Genomic DNA, 15588 nt, shown 5'->3' with positions numbered 1-15588 from the left:
TCCGCCGCCGCTGCCTTCAACGATCCCGTGACTCCCACTACCGCAAACGACTCAGCACGCTCGGAAGCTACGAACCGCCGTAGCAGTACTAACCGCCTGGGTGGAGTTCGCCGTCTGGGTGGACCTAACCGCCTGGGTGGAGTTCGCCGCTTGGGCGGAGCCCACCGCTTGGGCAGAGCCCACCGCTTGGGCGGACCTAACCGCCTGGGCGGAGGCCACCGCCTGGGCGGGGCTCACCGCCTGGGCGGGGCTCGCCTTGCTTATCAGCGACTGCAAGCGCAACGACCACGTCCGGCTCCGCCCACCGACCGACGCCCCCGAGTGCGATGCACTCTGGGCAGATCTCCTCAACCGCAGCTTGCCTGCCAACGCCACTGACAACCCCGCCCTGACAGCATCGCTGGAGCCAACCGGTGGACCATTAGACTGCGCGAACACAGCCGCCTCAGTAGCCGACAGGTGAGCCGGCACCGGCCGCCCCGCCAGCCGCAACGCGTCGCTGAACTCCCACCACGCCCCCGCGATCCGCTCCCCCGGCTCCCCCACGAACAGCCGCCGCCGTCGCTGCACGCGGCGCATCCACACCACCACCAGCACGAATCCGCCCGCCACCGCCACAACGGGCAAGGCCCCGGCCGCCACCATTGCCGCCGGCCCGCCCTCCCCCGACTGCGCCGCAACCATCACCGACGGCTCAACCGACGGCGTATCGCTCACCGCCGCCGACGACGGCATCGGAGGCGGCGGCGTCGTCGGCTGAGGAATGAAATCCTCCTCCACCGCCCGCGGATCATCCCCCTTCGGCATCGGATCGAACGCGATCCAGCCGAGCCCGTCGAACAGCACCTCCGGCCACGCAAGCGCATCCCCACCGGTGACAGCGCCGCCTGCGGCCGGCGCCGAGAACCCCACCACGATCCGGCACGGCAGCCCGGTCAATCGAGCCAGCAGTGCGTACGCCGCAGCGAACTGCTCCGACGTCCCCGCCCGTCCTCCTTGCCCGGGCCGGCCGAAGAGGAAGTGGCCCAGGTTCGGATACGCGTGCCCGCTCGGCGCATCCGCCACCGCCCGATAGTGCTCAGCCAAGAACTGCTCGATCGCAACAGCCCGGTCATACGCGCCACCGTTGCCGTCGGCGAGATGCTCGGCGAGCCGCTGAATCTGCTCCGGCACCTCAGCCCCGACGCCCAGATAGCGCGCGACCTGCCCACCGGCTGGCACGTCAGCGTGGGGAAGCTGATTCAGATCCGGCTCCTGGACCCGCGAGGTGGCCGAATACCGCAACCCCGGAACGAGCCCTTCCGGCCGGATCAACGTGCCGCTCCCCGCGTCGTACGCCACCCTCGCCCCGGACACGGCCACCGGCGTCGCAACCGCGGGCAGCAACCGCCCGCTCAACCCGGTAACCGTGATCTCCTGCCGCATCTCCGCGACCTCGGCCCCGGCCAGCACCGGCTGCTCCGGCAACACCCGCCCCGCGTTGCGGTACACCCCGCCCACCCGCCACGTCACCCCGTCGTAGTCGGGAAGAACGGCAAGCCGGAGCCGCACCCGCCCCGCACCACCGACCGGGCGCACCTCCAGCAGGGGCTGCCCCGGAGACAGCGCCCACCCCGAGATCCGGTTCAGCGGACTCTCGTCCAGGCTGTCCACGCGGGGCGGTTCCACGTACCCCCGGGGGTCGACCGGTGTCGCTGCCACCCGGCGGCCGACCCACGGCCCGGCCACCGCCACCAGCCCGGCCAAGATCAGCAGCGCGCCGGCGGCCGCGCCGACCGCGTGCGCGCGGGCCCGGAACGGCAGTCCCGGCGAAGCCGGGGCGACGCCACCGACCAGAGCCACCGCCACCAGCAGCGCGAAAACCAGCGTGAACCCGATGGCCGGCCCGGCGTTCGGCCCGACGACGTAGAGCGCGCCCGCATACAGCAGCACCGGCGGCAGGCAGCCGAACAGCACCCGCCCACCGCGCACCGCGATCTCGGTCGCCGCCAGCCCGCTCGCCCACACCGCGATCACCGCTACGACCACCGTGTCCGGCGTCGCCTCGACCGGTATCAGCGCGGTGAGCAGGCGCGGGATGCCGTTGGTGAGCGCGTCGCGCAGCACCGCCCCGGTGATCCCGGCGGGAGCGGCGACGTGCAGAGCCAGCACCGTGTAGCCCGCGAGCACCATCGCGGAGATCGGCCCCGCACTCCACGACGGCAGCCGCCGGGTCGCCACCCCGACCGCCACGGACCCGACGGCGGCACCCGCGGTGAGCTGCACGAGCAGTCCGTCGGCGTAGATCCGCCCGAGCACCGCCCCGGCCAGGCCGAGCAGACCGGCCAGCGCGAGTGGCACCACCGCTGCGCGCAGGAGTCTCACCATCCGCGCACCCCGTCCCAGGCGGTGGCGAACTCGGCCCCGTCCGCGGCCTCGACGACGATCATCCCGGCCGCGCTCGGCTCCGGCGCCGCATCCCGGTCGCCGAGCAGACCGGCGACCACCACCGGGTACGTCCCGTGCAGCCCACTGACCGCCCCGAGATCACCGCGCCCGCCCGGCCCGGTGAGGAACACGAGCGTGTCGCCGGACCGTTGAGCGCGCAGCCGCCGCACCGTGCCCCCGAGGTCCCCGTCCCCGAGCGTCACCTCGGTCAGGACGTCGAGGAACGCCCCGCCACCGGGCGACGCCACCAGGTGCAGGCTGACCGGCAGCGCCTCCCGCACCGCCGCCGTGATCACCGACGCCGCGGCCTCGCACGCGTGCTCGAACGACTCGCCCGTGTGCGCCGACGCCCGGTCGTCGAGCAGCACCACCAGGACCGGTTCGGCGGTGTCCACCTGCTCGCGCACCATCAGCTCGCCCACCTTGGCGCTGCTGCGCCAGTGGATGCGCCGCAGTTCGTCGCCGGGCACGTACTCCCGCAGCGAGTCGAACGTGATGCTGCCGTACGGCGCCCGGTCGGCGCGCCCGTCGAGGCTGCGGGTCAGTCCGGCCGGCACCGCGCGCAGCGGGTGGATGCGGGGATACACCCGCACGGTGACCGTCTCGCCGTAGACACGGTTCAAGGTGATCAGCCCGAGCGGGTCGCGCCGGGTCACCGCGAGGGGCCCGACCGGCACGAGCCCGCGGCGGTGGGTCGGCACCGGATAGCCGGTGCTGGTGTCGCGTCCCGGCCGCAATCGCAGCAGGGGAACCGGCACGGTGCTGGGGCCGCAGCGGTCGACGGCGAGCAGCGTCGCGGCGCGCCATCGGCTGCCGTTGCGGACGGTCAGCGTGATCCGGGCGGGTTCGCCGCGGGCCACCCGCTCCGGTTCGGCGACGCGGTTGACCCGGAGCCGGGGACGCCACGCGGCGAAGCCGGCCGCTGCGGCGACGGCCAGCCCGGCTGCCGCGCCGAGCAGGGCCAGGTCCGGGTAGCCGTACCGGAAACCGGCGGCCAGCAGCACCCCGGCGGCGACCAGCAGGGCGAGACCGCGTGCGGTCACGGCGCGACCGGGACGCGCCGATCCGGCAACGGCACGGGCACCGACCGCACCGCGTCGGCCAGCACCTCGGCCGCGGTCACTCCACGCAGCTGCGCGTCGGCCGACAGCAGGACCCGGTGGGCGAACACCGGGGTGATCAGTTCCTTGAGGTCTTCCGGCAGCACGTAGCCCCGGCCGTTGATCAGCGCGAACGCACTGGCGGCCCGGGTCAGCGCGATCACGCCGCGGGGGCTGACTCCCACCCGTACCTGAGGGTGGTTGCGGGTCGCGGCGGCGAGCCGCACCGCGTACGCATAGAGGGGGTCGGCGATGTGCACGCCCTGCGCCATCCGCACCATCTCGCCGATGGTCGTGGTGTCGGTGACCGGCTCCAGGCTGTCGGCGGAGCGTCCGGCGGCGCCGCGCAGCACCTCGACCTCGACCTGCTCGGACGGGTAGCCGACGGAAAGTTTCACCAAGAATCGGTCGAGTTGCGCCTCGGGCAGCCGGTAGGTGCCGTCCATCTCGACCGGGTTCTGGGTGGCGACGACGAGGAACGGCTGCGGCACCGGGTGCGGCACGCCGTCGACGGTGACCCGGCGTTCCTCCATCACCTCCAGCAGCGCCGACTGGGTTTTCGGCGACGCCCGGTTGATCTCGTCGGCGATCACGATGTTGGCGAAGACCGGCCCGGGGTGGAACTCGAACCCGCGGCTGGCCTGGTTGAAGATCGTCACGCCGGAGACGTCGGAGGGCAGCAGGTCCGGGGTGAACTGGATGCGCCGCCACTGCCCGCGGATCGACGCGGCGACCGCGCGGGCCAAGGTGGTCTTGCCGACGCCGGGCACGTCTTCGAGCAGCACGTGCCCCTGGGCGAACAGGGCGGTCAGGGCGAGCCGGACGACCTCGGGTTTGCCGAGCACGACAGCGCCGATCCGGTCGGCGAGTTCCCCGGCGACCTCGGCGAATCCGTTGACATGGGCGGGGATCAGCACGCGGGCAGGCCCTTCAGGTTGTCGCCGCCATCGAGGTTGAGCCAGACCCAGGGAATGTAGTTCCGGCCCTGGTAGTCGACCTGGATCCACCACGTGCTGCGCTTGTGATTGTTGTGGACGGAGGCGTTGACCTCTTCGCCGGCCTTCTTGCAGTACGCCTTGAGCCGGGTGCCGTGCTTGACCCAGCCGGCCTGCCGGTTGTCCTTCTGCTGGGTGATCTCGAAGATCTCGTTACCGTTGCGGCCGGACGCGTCCTTGTCGCAGTAGGTCTTCCGTTCGCCGCTGTCGCCGTTAATGCAGGAAGCCGTGCCGTAGAGGGCGCCGGTGGTCTTGCTGATCGCATCGATGGCGGCGCCCGCGGCGTTGCGCACGGTGACGGTGAACATGTAGCCGGTGCTCGGTTTGAGCCCGGTCGCGGACAGGCTGCGGCAGTTTCCGGAGGAGCCCGTGCCGCCGCCGGAGACCGTGAGCACGCAGGTGGGGACCCCGCCGCCGGCGTCGGCGGTGAACGTCACCGTGGCCGCGTTGTGGGTCGCTGTCACGCCGGTGACGGTCACCTTGGCCGGCGCCACGGTCCGGGCGGACGTGCTCGCCGCTTCGCTCTCGCCGGCCTCGTTGACCGCCACGACGGTCACCGGCACGTTCTGCCCGTTGCCGAGGCCGGCGACCTCGACGGTGGTGGTGGCGCCGGCGACGTCGGTCTTCTTCTCCCCGGCGGTGACCACGTATTTGCTGATCGGCCTGCCGTTGTCGGCGGCGGCGCCCCAGGTGACGCGGATCGAGCCGGCCTGGTCGTTGACGGTGGTGGCCGCGGCGTTGCCGGGCCGGCCCGGTTTGGTGAACGGCACGACGCTGTTGCTGACCGCGGACGCCTGGGATCCGGCGCCGCGGTCGTTGACGGCCACAACGGTGAAGGCGTACTGCGTCCCGTACGCCAGCCGCCCGCCAGGAACGGTGAGTGAGGTGCCGGTGGTGTCGCCGAGCGGCGCGCTGCCGCCGGCCGCGATCGCGGTCACCGTATAGCGCTGGATCTTGCGGCCCTGCCCGTTGGCGGCGAGCCAGGTCACGGTGACCGATCCGTCGGGTTTCGCCTCGGCGATCGGCGCGCCGCCCGGCGGGTCGGGCACCTCGGCCGTGGGCCGGACCGCGTTGCTGGTGCGCGCCGGCCCGTCACCCTTGCGGTTGACCGCGTGCACCCGAAACCGGTAGGTCTCCCCGTTCGTCAGCCCGGTCACCACCAACGACCGCTGATCGGCGCCGACCTGGAAGGTGCGCCCCGCTCCCGACACCACATATCTGCTGATGGCCGCCCCGTTGGCGGCGGCCGCCTGCCAGGTCACCCGCGCCTCGGCGTTGCCGGCGGCCGCCCGCACGTTGCGCGGCGCGCCCGGCTCGGTGACGGACGGTTTCGCCGGTTTGCGTTTCGGCGGGGCGGGCGGCGGCGCTTTCTCCGGCGGCGGGTCCCCGCCGAGCACGTCGTCGGCGGCCTTGTCGACGGGCCGCACCGTGTGCGTGTCGTCAACCACGCGGGCGGCAGAAGCGCCGGGCGCGTTGATGAACAGGTGGTTCTCCCGCACCTCCAGCTCCAGCTCACCGCCCGGCCGCGGGATGCGGATGTCGTCGCGTGGCTGCCCGGACCGGTCGAAGACGTGCACGGTGTCACCGTCGGCCACATAGAGATAGCCCTGCCAGACCACCGCCGCCCGCAGCCGCCCACCGTCGCCCGGCACGGTCACCTGGCTGCGAATTCCGGTCTCGTCGACCGCATAGACCCGCCGCTCGCCCGGCACGGTGACCGCGATGGTGTCACCGTCGGTGTGCGGCGGCACGATCCCCGGGCCGGACAGCGGCAGCCTGATGGTGGTCTTGCTCGCACCGATCCGGGTGAGCTCGTTGGTGGTGCGGTCGAGCACCGCCACCCCGTCCTCGAGAGTGGTCAGCGCCAGGTCATGACTGGGCGCGGCGACCGTCTCGGTGCGCTCCCGCGTCGGCGCGGCCCCGTCACCGGTGCCCGGCGCGGGCCTGATCGCGGTGACCGTGCCCTCACTCGACGCGGCGATCCACAGCCGGCCGGCGCCGTCGAACACACCACCGCTGATGCCGGGCGGGAACCGCAGCGGCTCCCCGATGCCCTGCAGGGTGCGTGGGTCGATCTGCTGGACCTTGCCCTGCACCGCGTCGACCACGAACGCCGCGTCCTCGTGCACGGCCACGCTGACCCCGACGCCGGGTGCCGACTCGCCTTTCCAGAACGCCTGCAGGTCGGCCAGGTCCATCGACGCGATCGCGCCGGTGTCCACATCGCGCAGCAGCACGAACCGGTCGCTCTGGCTGACCTCGACCTGGTGCCCGCGCGCCTGCCGGACGTCGACGCGGGTGTCGACCTTGGCGTTGACCCCGTTGACCCGGGCCACCTCGCCCTGGTCACGGCTCCACATCCAGGACGCGGCGTCATAGCTGGCGAGGGCCTCGTCAGCCGAGCCCAGCCCGCGAACGGTCAGCCCGAGAGCGGCAGCCAGCAGCACCACGACGCCGAACGTCACGAGATAACCACGGTGCGTTGCGCCGGAACTGCTCACCACCGTGATCCCCTCGTCACAGCCGGTCAGGACCGAGCCATCATAGGGAAATCTCAGCGGTCGTCGATACCCGGTCGGCGCGCCTGTGGATAACCAATCTCAATCGATCATGATCGACGCGTGCAGGCTTGCTCCGAGGCCGCGAAGCGATCCGTCGCATAGACCGCGACAACCGCGAAGCAGTAGTCCAGCCCCACGTTGAGCCCGGTCATCCGAAACGACGTCTCCCCAGCTCCGGTAGACGCCACCGGCTTCAACGGCTCCCCCGGTCGCCCCATAGTGATCATGAACGGGATCTGTCCGCCAGCCGGGTCCGTCCAGCTGACCGCAACGGTCGCCCCCTGGTCGTCGAGCCGCACTCCCGCAGGCGGCGCACTCTCCAGACTTGGCACACTCGCCCCGCTCGGCGCAACCACCGGCTCACCCACCTGCCGCGCCCGATCAACCAGCACGAAAACCAGCGCGGCCACCGCGATCAGCGCGGCCACAGCCGCGGCAACCACCGCGAAGATCGCCATCCCCCGCCTTCGGCGATCAACAGCGGTGTACGAGCTACCCATGCTCATGGCTGCCCCCAGGCGGTCCCGCCCCACCGGCGCTAGCGAAGGACTCCCCTGCCATAAGGCAATCCCATCGCTCTGCTCCCCCGCACGCTCGCCCGGCCACGGAGTGAGAGCGCCGGATCGCGGCTCCGGCCAGCCGGTTACGTCAGCATGCCCGTGCTCAGCCCATGGCGAGGCCGCAGCCCGCTGCTCTCCAGGCCACGAGGTCCCGCCGGTCTGCCGCTCGTCCGCCCATTGGCTCAACGACGGATCCTGCTCGCCGGCCCACAGCGGCCGGGCCGCCTGAGGCGCTGACGGAACCCCCTGCCCGCCCGACCCCGAAGGCGGACCCAGCGTCCCGTCAGGCACAGACGGCGGCACGGCTTCCTCGGCACCGACTCCCGACGACAGCGAGGGCTCCTCAGACCAGGGCGGAGGCGGAACCTGCTGCTCACCAAGCCCCGACGGCACCGTCCCCTCAGGCCGAGACGGCACCGGAGCCCATTGCCCACCAAGCCCCGACGGCGGATCCAGCTGCCCGTCAGGCGCAGACCGCCGAGGAACCCGCTGAACGCCGGGCATCGACGGCGGCGGAGGCACTTCAGGCCAGGACGGCCGCGGAACCTGCTGGGCACCAAGCTCTGCTGCCGGACCAAACAGCTCATCCGGCCCAGACGGCGACGGAACCTCCTGTGCACCGCGGTCCGCTGCCGGACCAAACAGCTCATCCGGCCCAGACGGCGACGGGACCTGCTGTGCACCAAGCCCCGACGGCAGCGGAGGCATCTGAGGCCAAGACGGCGGTGAAACCTGCTGCCCACCGAGCCCGGACGGCTGACCAAGCGGCTCGTCAGGCACAGACGGCAGCGGGACCTGCTGAGCGCCAAGCCCCGACGGGGGCAAAGGCGCTTCGGGCCAAGACGGCGGCGGAACCTGCCGTCCGCCTAGCCTTGACGGCGCCGGAGGCACCGCCTCCTCAGACGGAAGCGGCTGCCCGCTGGGCGATGACGGCTGCGCAGCCAGCTGCCCGCTGGGCGATGACGGCTGCGCAGTCAGCTGCCCGCTGGGCGGTGACGGCGGCGGGATCGGCCGCCCGCTAGCACCTGGCGGCTTTGCGGATTGCTCCGCTGCCCAGGAACTGCCCGCAGCCTGCTGTTCTCCTGGCCATACAGGCGCCGGGGTTTGCTGGCCGCCTGATCGAGGCCTTGGCGCCGACTCCTGCTCGCCGGACCATGGGCTCTTCGCCGCCGGGTGTTCGCCAGCCCGCGGTGTTGCCGCGGGCGGCCACGCTGCCGCGGACGTCCCGGCAGCCTCATCCGCGCCGAGCTTGTCCGCCGGCTTTGGCTGCCACACACCTGCAGCGGCACGGTCCCCGTCAGAGGCCGCCCCGGCATCCCGGCCGTCCGCCTCTGGCGGGGATCCACTCGTTTGCGTCGCAGCACCCCACGCGCCTGTCGCCGATTGCTCGCTCTGCTGCGAGGAATTGGCGTCGACAGCCGCCGCGGCCTGATGCCCGGCCAAGTGCGGCGAGGACGTCCAGGCACCGGGTCGGGGCTCGTCCGCTGGGGCCCGCGCTTCCCCAACGCTAGGTGCGGATCGTTGCTGGCCTGACGGCGGTGCAGGATTGACGACCACCGCAACTTGATCGTCGCCCGCTTGCGCGCCGGACTGCCCGACGCTCTCCGCGCGTTCGCCAGGCGGCGCTTCCGTGCCGGCCTGGAGCCCGGTCGGTTGTGATCGGGCAGCGGAGTCAGGCTCGCTCGGCTGAGCCGTCGCGGGGGTGCCCTCCGACGGAGTTTGCGGCCCGCGAGCCTGCGAATGGGCGGTGGCCGCGGGCTTCCCCGAGGGCGGCATTGCAGCTTGTCGGCGATCGACCAGTTGGGCCGCCTCCCAGGGCGCCGCGCCAGGCTGCTGCCCGCCCCGCGCCGAGGTGGAGTCCTGCTGGTCAACCTGCTGTTGCAGCGCAACCGCCGGCGTCGCCTGCTGCACGGGCGGCCTCGTCGGACTGGTGGCCGCTTCCGTCGGCTCGATGCCAGCCGACCGGGCGGTCGACTCGGAAGCAGAGGTGCGCGTCCCCGCTGGATCAAAGCCTGCTGGCTGAGCGGCCGGCTCAGCAGCGGCGGTGCGCACCGTCGCTCGATCGCGGCCCGCCGGGTGAGTGGTCAACTCCGGTGCAGTGGCGCGCGTCGCCGCTGGATCGAAGCCTGCTGGCTGAGCGACCGATTCCGCATTGGTGGTGCGCGGCGTCGCCGAATCGCGGCCCGCCGGGTGAGTGGTCAACTCGGGAGCAGTGACGCCAGTTGTCGCGGGGCCTGCGGGGGCGATCCGCCGCGGTGGGGCCGCCCAAGGGCCTGCGCCGATCGGTTCACTGGCTTCGGGCGGTGGATCGGGAATTGTCGGGAACACCTTGGTCGGGAGGTTGATCACGTCCCGGGCCGGTGGAAACAGCTCGGTTGACGACTCGCGAACCGGCGGCGTGAACAGCTGCGCCTCGGCCGCCCTGGCCGGACCAGCCGGTTCGGGCGCGACAGATTTCGGACGGACGGTTTCCCTCGAGGCGGTGGGCGGGAACAGCTCCGTCTCACCGTCGAGAAATGGCGAGGCGCGTTCGCTCACTCGTACCGGAGACGGGTTTTGATCTTGGTTGAGATAGGCCTGCGCGCGCGTGACCGCCCAGTGTTGCGCGCCCAGCGTCGCCGGCCCAAGGCCGGCAACGCGGGCGAACGCCTTGCGCGCCTCGTGCCGGTTGCCCAGCTCCTCGGCGACCACGCCCAGGTCATAAGAAATCTGCAAGATCAGCGGATCGCTGTCGCCGAGGCGCCACTGCCCCGCCGCGTACGCCTGTTCCAGCACCCGCCGCGCCGCCGCCGGGTCGTCGGCCCTCTGGTGCACCACAGCGAGTTCACGCTGGGTGGCCAGCACATCCGGCTCGTCCTCGCCGAGGTTCTCCCGCCCCAGCTCCACCGCACGCTCCAGGAGCGCCCGCGCCCCCGCCACATCCCCGGCGGCGACCAGGGCGTGCGCCCGCTCCAGAGCCGGCGTCAACGGGGAGGGCTGCGACACCTTCGCCATGCTGCCCGGATCGTCCCCCGTGCGCCAGGTCGCGTAGTTTTATGCCCCGGAATGTCGGGCTCCCACCCCTGCTTTGAGCACCACTCAGAGCCGTGTACAGTTCTCTGCTGTGCGGCCCGCGGGGCAGCCGAAACCCAGGTGAAAGCCAGGACGACGGCTCCGCTAGACTGCACTGAGCAAGTCCGGGTGGCGGAATGGCAGACGCGCTAGCTTGAGGTGCTAGTGCCCGTATAGGGCGTGGGGGTTCAAGTCCCCCCTCGGACACCAACCTTTTCCCCACGGTTCGCGCCAAGACTCACGTTGGCGCGGACTGTTGTCGTTTCGGGGTCATACACCAGGCGCAGGTTGAGCTGCCGGTAGACCTCGGCCTTGTCCTCGGGGTGAGCGTTACGCAGGACAGCGACGATGTCGCCCAGCGCGGTGACAAGCTGCCGAATCTCGTCCTGGGTCATCCGACGCGGAACCTTCGGAGCTTGCGTCAGCTGCAGCTCCAGTCTGACGCGTTCGGTCTGCGTTTCGGCGATCCAGCCGGTCACGAGGGCCGGATCGGCTCCGGCGTCGAGTGCGGCGCGGTACTGCTTGATCTTGCTGTCGCAGGCGGCGATGGCCTCACCTACCTGCTTGGTCCTGATCGCCGGCTCGTCCAAGACCTGAGCGCCGGCGATGGCTGCGACGGTGTGGTCGAGGTTGGCGGGCGAGAACGCCGAGGCGAGCCAGGTGTCGACCGGATCGATCAGGACGCCCTCGCGCAGGTAGACGTTGCCGGGATGGTCAATCTTGTTGGCGAGTGCGTACTCCTTCGCGTAGCGACAGCGGTAGTAGGCATCGCCGTGGCTAAACTGGCCTTGCATGCGCCGCTCGCACACTCCGCAGAACACGACTCCGGAGAACACGTACGAATGACGTGCACGATGCTTGCGGTGCGGAGCACCAGAGCGCGCACGCCGGTGCAGAATCTCCTGCGCCCGCTCGAAGGTCTCCTGAGCGACAAGCGCCTCGTGGCTCGGGGCCTTCGAGGTGACCCACTTCTCCCCCGGGTTCCAGCGCATGATGCTGGTGTGGCCCAGGGCGACGTCCTCGACATCCAGCAAGACTTCGTCGGTGCGTTGCTTGTTCCAGACTTGGTAGCCGGTGTAGCGGGGGTTGGTCAGGATGGTCCGGACCGCGCTTTTGGACCAGGCAATGCCGCTGCGGTGCCGGTTGCGAGTTGGGTCGTTGGCGGACGGGCAGGCGATGTTCGCAGCGGTCAACATTTCGGCGATGGCGAAGATCCCGTAGCCGTTGAGGAACGCCTCGAAGATGCGTTCGACGACCGGTGCCGTGTTCGGGTCCCGGGCGAGTCCGCGCAGCCGCCGGCCGCCTGCGGCTTTGCTCGGGTTGGGGTGTGGGCCCAGGTCAACCAAGGTGTAGCCGTAGGGCGGGCGGCCGCCTAGGTAGCGGCCTTCCAGTTCGGCCTGCGCTGTCATTGCGGTGCGGACGCGAACCTTGATGCGGTTGCGTTCGCCTTTGCTCATGCCGCCGAACACGGACATGACCAGTTCGTGAGCCTCGTTGTCCGGGTCGAGCGGGCCGCCGATTTCGGGCACCCACAGCTGGATCCCGAAGTGGGTGAAGACCGGAACGGTCAGACTGAACTGGTTGCCGTAGAACGCTCGGTGTGGCTCCCCGATGACGACGGCCTGAAAGCCGCGGTTCTGGTCTCTGAGAGCGGTGAGCAGGCGCGCGGCTTCGGGGCGGCGTTTCCAGGGCAGTGACCGGGACAGCCCGATGTCGAAGAACTCGTGCGTGATCTCCCCGCCGGAGGGCTCGATGAGCGCGCTGGCGCGCATCAGTTGCCAAGCGCGGGACGCTTTCGGGTCCTGCTGGTCTTCGGTGGAGACGCGGCCGTAGAACGCGAAGTTCATGATCACTCCTCGGATGGTTCGCCGACCTCGGTGCTGCTGCCGGCCGTGGTGAGGCCCTGCTCATGGGCTGCGCGCAGCAGGATGCGTAACAGCAGCCGTGCTGCGGCGGGAGTCAGGTTGGGAGGTTCCACGGGCAGGCTCACCTGAATTGGCGCGCCGGAGGCTGATTCCGGGCCGGTGGACTGATCCGACAGTACCTCAGCTGAGCTGCGGGTATTCAGTACGCTCTGTTCGTTGCGCGGCGACTCGGTCACGCACGCCTGTCCCGGCCTGAACACCACCGCCTTACCGGTGCACACCCGGATCTGCGGCCCGACAACCAACAAATGGTCCGCGAATTCACCGGCAACGATCTGGGCGGGCTGCGCCGGGACGTAACCCACTTCGCCCAGGAAAACGGCCTTACCGGCCCCGTCCTGTACCGATTCGTACTCGCGGTGCACGAGCTCGCCATCAACGCCGTCCGTCACGGCGGCGGCCACGGACGCCTCGACCTCCAACGTACCGGCGACCAGCTTCGCTGCCGGATCAGCGACCACGGGCCTGGCATGCCACCCGCACGTCACCACAATCGCCCGGCCCGCGACGCATTGAGCGGGCGCGGCCTATGGCTCGCCCAGCACGGGGGCGACCTCACCTGGAAAAGCGACAACGTCGGCACCACCGTCACGCTCATCCGCCCGGTCGCACCACCCGCGGTCGATGACATCCAGGCCGGACCGCAGGTCAGCTAATCGGTCGTCCATTTTCTCTCCGCGGTCAGCCATTCGACCCGGTACGGACAAACGTGGCCGAGGCAGCGGGGCTCAGGAGGCAGCCCGGTCACCGCTGGGCCTGGCTTACCGCCGCCCGCGAAGCACTACGGCGTGACGTCCTCGACGCCTAAATCGTCCTTGACGATCATGCAGACCCCGGCCAGGCCGTCACGTTGCTCCAGCAAGCCGTCACAGTCGACCCACACAACGCAGACCTCCACGAGCGTCGTACCTGGGGACTGTGCCAGGAGCGGTGTTTCCGGCCCGACACGCCGGGCTGAGATCCGGCGGGATGGGCACCGCGAGTAATGACATCGAATGTTGTGAGTCCACCGCCAGCGTGCTGCCGAGCCGGAGGCCCCTCCGGGGTGGCGATCGTCCCGTGGGCCTCGAGGTAGACCACGCCGAAAACGTGAGTGTTCCCTTGAGCATCTCCGTCACCTGCTTGCCCATGAAGCCCCTCCTCTCGAAGCTACTCGGTGCTGCTGACTACAGGCGCAAAGTGACAATGACTACCGATACTTAGCAACACCGAATAGCCGGTCTGATCGCTACTTGGGACACGCCCGATTCCCGGTGCGGGCATGATGGGCCTGGTGGATTCGACCTGGGCTCAGCTGCTGATGGGATAGCTGACGATCGCAGGGTTCTTCGGCGCGGTGGCTCTCGGTGTGGCGTTGCTGATCTGGGCGCCGTTGACCGATCTACCAATTGCGAGAGTCCCGGGGCGGGCGACCCGACAGGGCGGCGCCGCGCTGCGGGAGCGGGTGTGGAGGTGGACCGCCCAGGCGAGTGAGCGCCTGCAGGCAGTGCGCTTGCCAGCGCCGGTGGCCCGCTGGACGGGGCAGGTGCTGCGCCATCCGGCCCGGCTGGTACTGCTCGGGTTCGCGGTCGCCGTCGTGATGGGCTGGGGTTTGTTGATGCTTCCGGCGGTCACCGAGACCGGGCGCAGCGCCGGTGCGATCACGGCGCTGTTCACCGCCACGTCGGCGGTGTGCGTGACCGGGCTGGTCATCGTGGACACCGGTAGCCACTGGTCCGGACTCGGTGAGGTGATCATTCTCTGGCTGATCGAGGTGGGTGGCTTCGGCATCATGACGTGGCGTCGCTGCTCGGGTTGCTGGTGGCCCGCCGGCTCAGGATGCGGCTGCAACTGGGCACGCAGGCCGAGACGAAACCATGGGGGTAGGTGACCCGCCGGGTCGTGATCGGCGTGCTGCGGATCAGTCTGCTGGTGGAGGCCGCGGCGGCGGCGATGCTGACGTTGCGCTTCGCTGACGGCTACGGCGAGCCGTGCGGCCGGGCCGCGTACCTGGGTTTGTTCCATGCGGTGTCAGCGTTCAACAACGCGGGCTTCGGCCTGTACGCCGACAGCCTGATGCGCTTCGTCGGTGACCCGCTGATCTGCCTGCCCATCTGTGCGGCGATCATCATCGGCGGGATCGGTTTCCCGGTGCTGTTCGAACTGCGCCGGGCCCTGCGCACACCACGGAAATGGTCGCTGCAGCGTCCACCCCCAACCCCGGCGTGCGGTGGGCGGCGCGGTCGGCTGCGGCGGACAGCACGGTATCGACATGGTCTCCGACGAGGCTCAGGAGTGCGAACTCTGCCGGCCCACGGACATGGTCGCGCTCTGGGACCCCGGCATGTGCATTCAGTGCGGCGGCCGCCGTCAAGCGTCGGGGACGGGACTTTCGGCCCTATCCGGCCCCGCCGGGGAGTGTGACGGTTGAGACGGCTGGTACGAACGGCCATAGCCGTCTCGCGGGCAAGTTCCGGTTCACAGGCCAAGGGGCTTGTTCACGGCGGCCTCATCGCGAAGGAGCCGTCATGTCCGAAAAGTCCCCGCGGAAGGGCAACGAAAAGAAAAAGGGCAAGACTCTGAAAGAGAAGCAGCACGCGAAGAAGGTGCAGCGTGTCCTGAAGGCCGGTAGGACGTCCAACATCCCGCCGACAGGTCATTGAGAGCGGCATCATGCCGCCGGAGAAGCGCGAAGGCTCAGCGCCGCACGTGATCATCCCGTGTGGCGGCACTGGCTGAGCTCTTCGACGCGCTGCACGCGCGCGGCTATACGGTCGCCGGGCCGATCGCCCGTGACAGGGCGACCATGCTGGCCGAACTGCCGTTCGCCGTCGAGCTGCCGTACGGCTGGGGCATCGAGACGGAAGCAGGCCGATATCGGTTGCGCGCCTACGGCGACTAGTACTGCTACGGCGGTTCGTAGCTTCCGAGCGTGCTGAGTCGTTTGCGGTAGTGGGAGTCACGGGATCGTTGAAGGCAGCGGCGGCGGA

General features: G+C 70.5%; 12 protein-coding genes, 1 tRNA gene and 1 pseudogene. 6 read left to right on the top strand and 8 right to left on the bottom strand.

Annotation, left to right across the window (positions count from 1 at the left end):
• Nucleotides 1–51 precede the first annotated feature (51 nt).
• From AB0F81_RS45315 to AB0F81_RS45290, 6 genes and pseudogenes are all read right to left on the bottom strand, one after another.
• Entirely contained in the window at nucleotides 52–2367 is a 2316-nt protein-coding gene (locus tag AB0F81_RS45315) for a transglutaminaseTgpA domain-containing protein (protein WP_360209524.1), read from the bottom strand.
• Nucleotides 2361–3470 carry a DUF58 domain-containing protein gene (locus AB0F81_RS45310; RefSeq protein WP_360209522.1) on the bottom strand — a complete coding sequence of 370 codons (1110 nt, stop codon included), beginning with the start codon at nucleotides 3468–3470 and terminating at the stop codon, nucleotides 2361–2363. The genes AB0F81_RS45315 and AB0F81_RS45310 overlap by 7 nt, the downstream gene beginning before the upstream one ends.
• Nucleotides 3467–4444, bottom strand: coding sequence for a MoxR family ATPase (locus AB0F81_RS45305; protein WP_360209519.1), 978 nt, complete (start codon nucleotides 4442–4444; stop codon nucleotides 3467–3469). The genes AB0F81_RS45310 and AB0F81_RS45305 overlap by 4 nt, the downstream gene beginning before the upstream one ends.
• Nucleotides 4438–6987 (bottom strand): fibronectin type III domain-containing protein, encoded by a 2550-nt coding sequence (locus AB0F81_RS45300; RefSeq protein ID WP_360209517.1) that lies wholly within the window; start codon nucleotides 6985–6987, stop codon nucleotides 4438–4440. Before AB0F81_RS45300 ends, AB0F81_RS45305 begins: the two co-directional genes overlap by 7 nt.
• Before the next feature lie 143 nt (nucleotides 6988–7130).
• Nucleotides 7131–7541 carry a fibronectin type III domain-containing protein gene (locus AB0F81_RS45295; protein WP_360209527.1) on the bottom strand — a complete coding sequence of 137 codons (411 nt, stop codon included), beginning with the start codon at nucleotides 7539–7541 and terminating at the stop codon, nucleotides 7131–7133.
• 2865 nt (nucleotides 7542–10406) lie between these two features.
• A pseudogene (locus tag AB0F81_RS45290) lies at nucleotides 10407–10637 on the bottom strand (tetratricopeptide repeat protein); the annotation flags it as partial.
• A 180-nt stretch (nucleotides 10638–10817) separates the two neighbouring features.
• On the opposite strand from AB0F81_RS45290, the gene AB0F81_RS45285 reads away from it, so the two are divergent.
• Nucleotides 10818–10904: transfer RNA gene (locus AB0F81_RS45285), tRNA-Leu, on the top strand.
• Here the strand turns inward: AB0F81_RS45285 and AB0F81_RS45280 are convergent.
• Nucleotides 10883–12541, bottom strand: coding sequence for a recombinase family protein (locus AB0F81_RS45280; protein ID WP_360209514.1), 1659 nt, complete (start codon nucleotides 12539–12541; stop codon nucleotides 10883–10885). The genes AB0F81_RS45285 and AB0F81_RS45280 overlap by 22 nt on opposite strands.
• Nucleotides 12542–12543: 2 nt before the next feature.
• Nucleotides 12544–12795 carry a hypothetical protein gene (locus AB0F81_RS45275; protein ID WP_360209511.1) on the bottom strand — a complete coding sequence of 84 codons (252 nt, stop codon included), beginning with the start codon at nucleotides 12793–12795 and terminating at the stop codon, nucleotides 12544–12546.
• A gap of 72 nt (nucleotides 12796–12867) precedes the next feature.
• Between AB0F81_RS45275 and AB0F81_RS45270 the strand changes: the two genes are divergently transcribed.
• From AB0F81_RS45270 to AB0F81_RS45250, 5 genes are all read left to right on the top strand, one after another.
• Complete coding sequence (locus tag AB0F81_RS45270) at nucleotides 12868–13275, top strand: ATP-binding protein (protein WP_360209508.1); 408 nt, start codon at nucleotides 12868–12870, stop codon at nucleotides 13273–13275.
• Nucleotides 13276–13967: 692 nt separating this feature from the next.
• Nucleotides 13968–14489: a hypothetical protein gene (locus AB0F81_RS45265; RefSeq protein WP_360209505.1), complete on the top strand. Its 522-nt coding sequence runs from the start codon at nucleotides 13968–13970 to the stop codon at nucleotides 14487–14489.
• Nucleotides 14490–14500: 11 nt separating this feature from the next.
• The gene (locus AB0F81_RS45260; protein WP_360209503.1) at nucleotides 14501–15022 is read left to right on the top strand and encodes a potassium transporter TrkG; all 522 of its coding nucleotides are present in this window, start codon (nucleotides 14501–14503) and stop codon (nucleotides 15020–15022) included.
• A 104-nt stretch (nucleotides 15023–15126) separates the two neighbouring features.
• Nucleotides 15127–15261: a hypothetical protein gene (locus tag AB0F81_RS45255; RefSeq protein WP_360209500.1), complete on the top strand. Its 135-nt coding sequence runs from the start codon at nucleotides 15127–15129 to the stop codon at nucleotides 15259–15261.
• Between the two features lie 59 nt (nucleotides 15262–15320).
• Complete coding sequence (locus tag AB0F81_RS45250; RefSeq protein WP_360209497.1) at nucleotides 15321–15500, top strand: hypothetical protein; 180 nt, start codon at nucleotides 15321–15323, stop codon at nucleotides 15498–15500.
• The last annotated feature ends 88 nt before the right edge of the window (nucleotides 15501–15588 follow it).

It is taken from the genome of Actinoplanes sp. NPDC024001 (genome assembly GCF_040638955.1).
Taxonomy (GTDB): domain Bacteria; phylum Actinomycetota; class Actinomycetes; order Mycobacteriales; family Micromonosporaceae; genus Actinoplanes.
Note: the sequence above shows the minus strand (reverse complement) of the source record. Positions and strands in the feature narration are given on the sequence as shown.

Excerpts from the sequence above, each read along its gene's own strand:
- AB0F81_RS45315 (WP_360209524.1), bottom strand. The coding sequence starts at position 2,367 with ATGGTGAGACTCCTGCGCGCAGCGGTGGTGCCACTCGCGCTGGCCGGT.
- AB0F81_RS45255 (WP_360209500.1), top strand. The coding sequence starts at position 15,127 with ATGTCCGAAAAGTCCCCGCGGAAGGGCAACGAAAAGAAAAAGGGCAAG.
- AB0F81_RS45280 (WP_360209514.1), bottom strand. The coding sequence starts at position 12,541 with ATGAACTTCGCGTTCTACGGCCGCGTCTCCACCGAAGACCAGCAGGAC.
- AB0F81_RS45295 (WP_360209527.1), bottom strand. The coding sequence starts at position 7,541 with ATGGCGATCTTCGCGGTGGTTGCCGCGGCTGTGGCCGCGCTGATCGCG.
- AB0F81_RS45270 (WP_360209508.1), top strand. The coding sequence starts at position 12,868 with ATGGTCCGCGAATTCACCGGCAACGATCTGGGCGGGCTGCGCCGGGAC.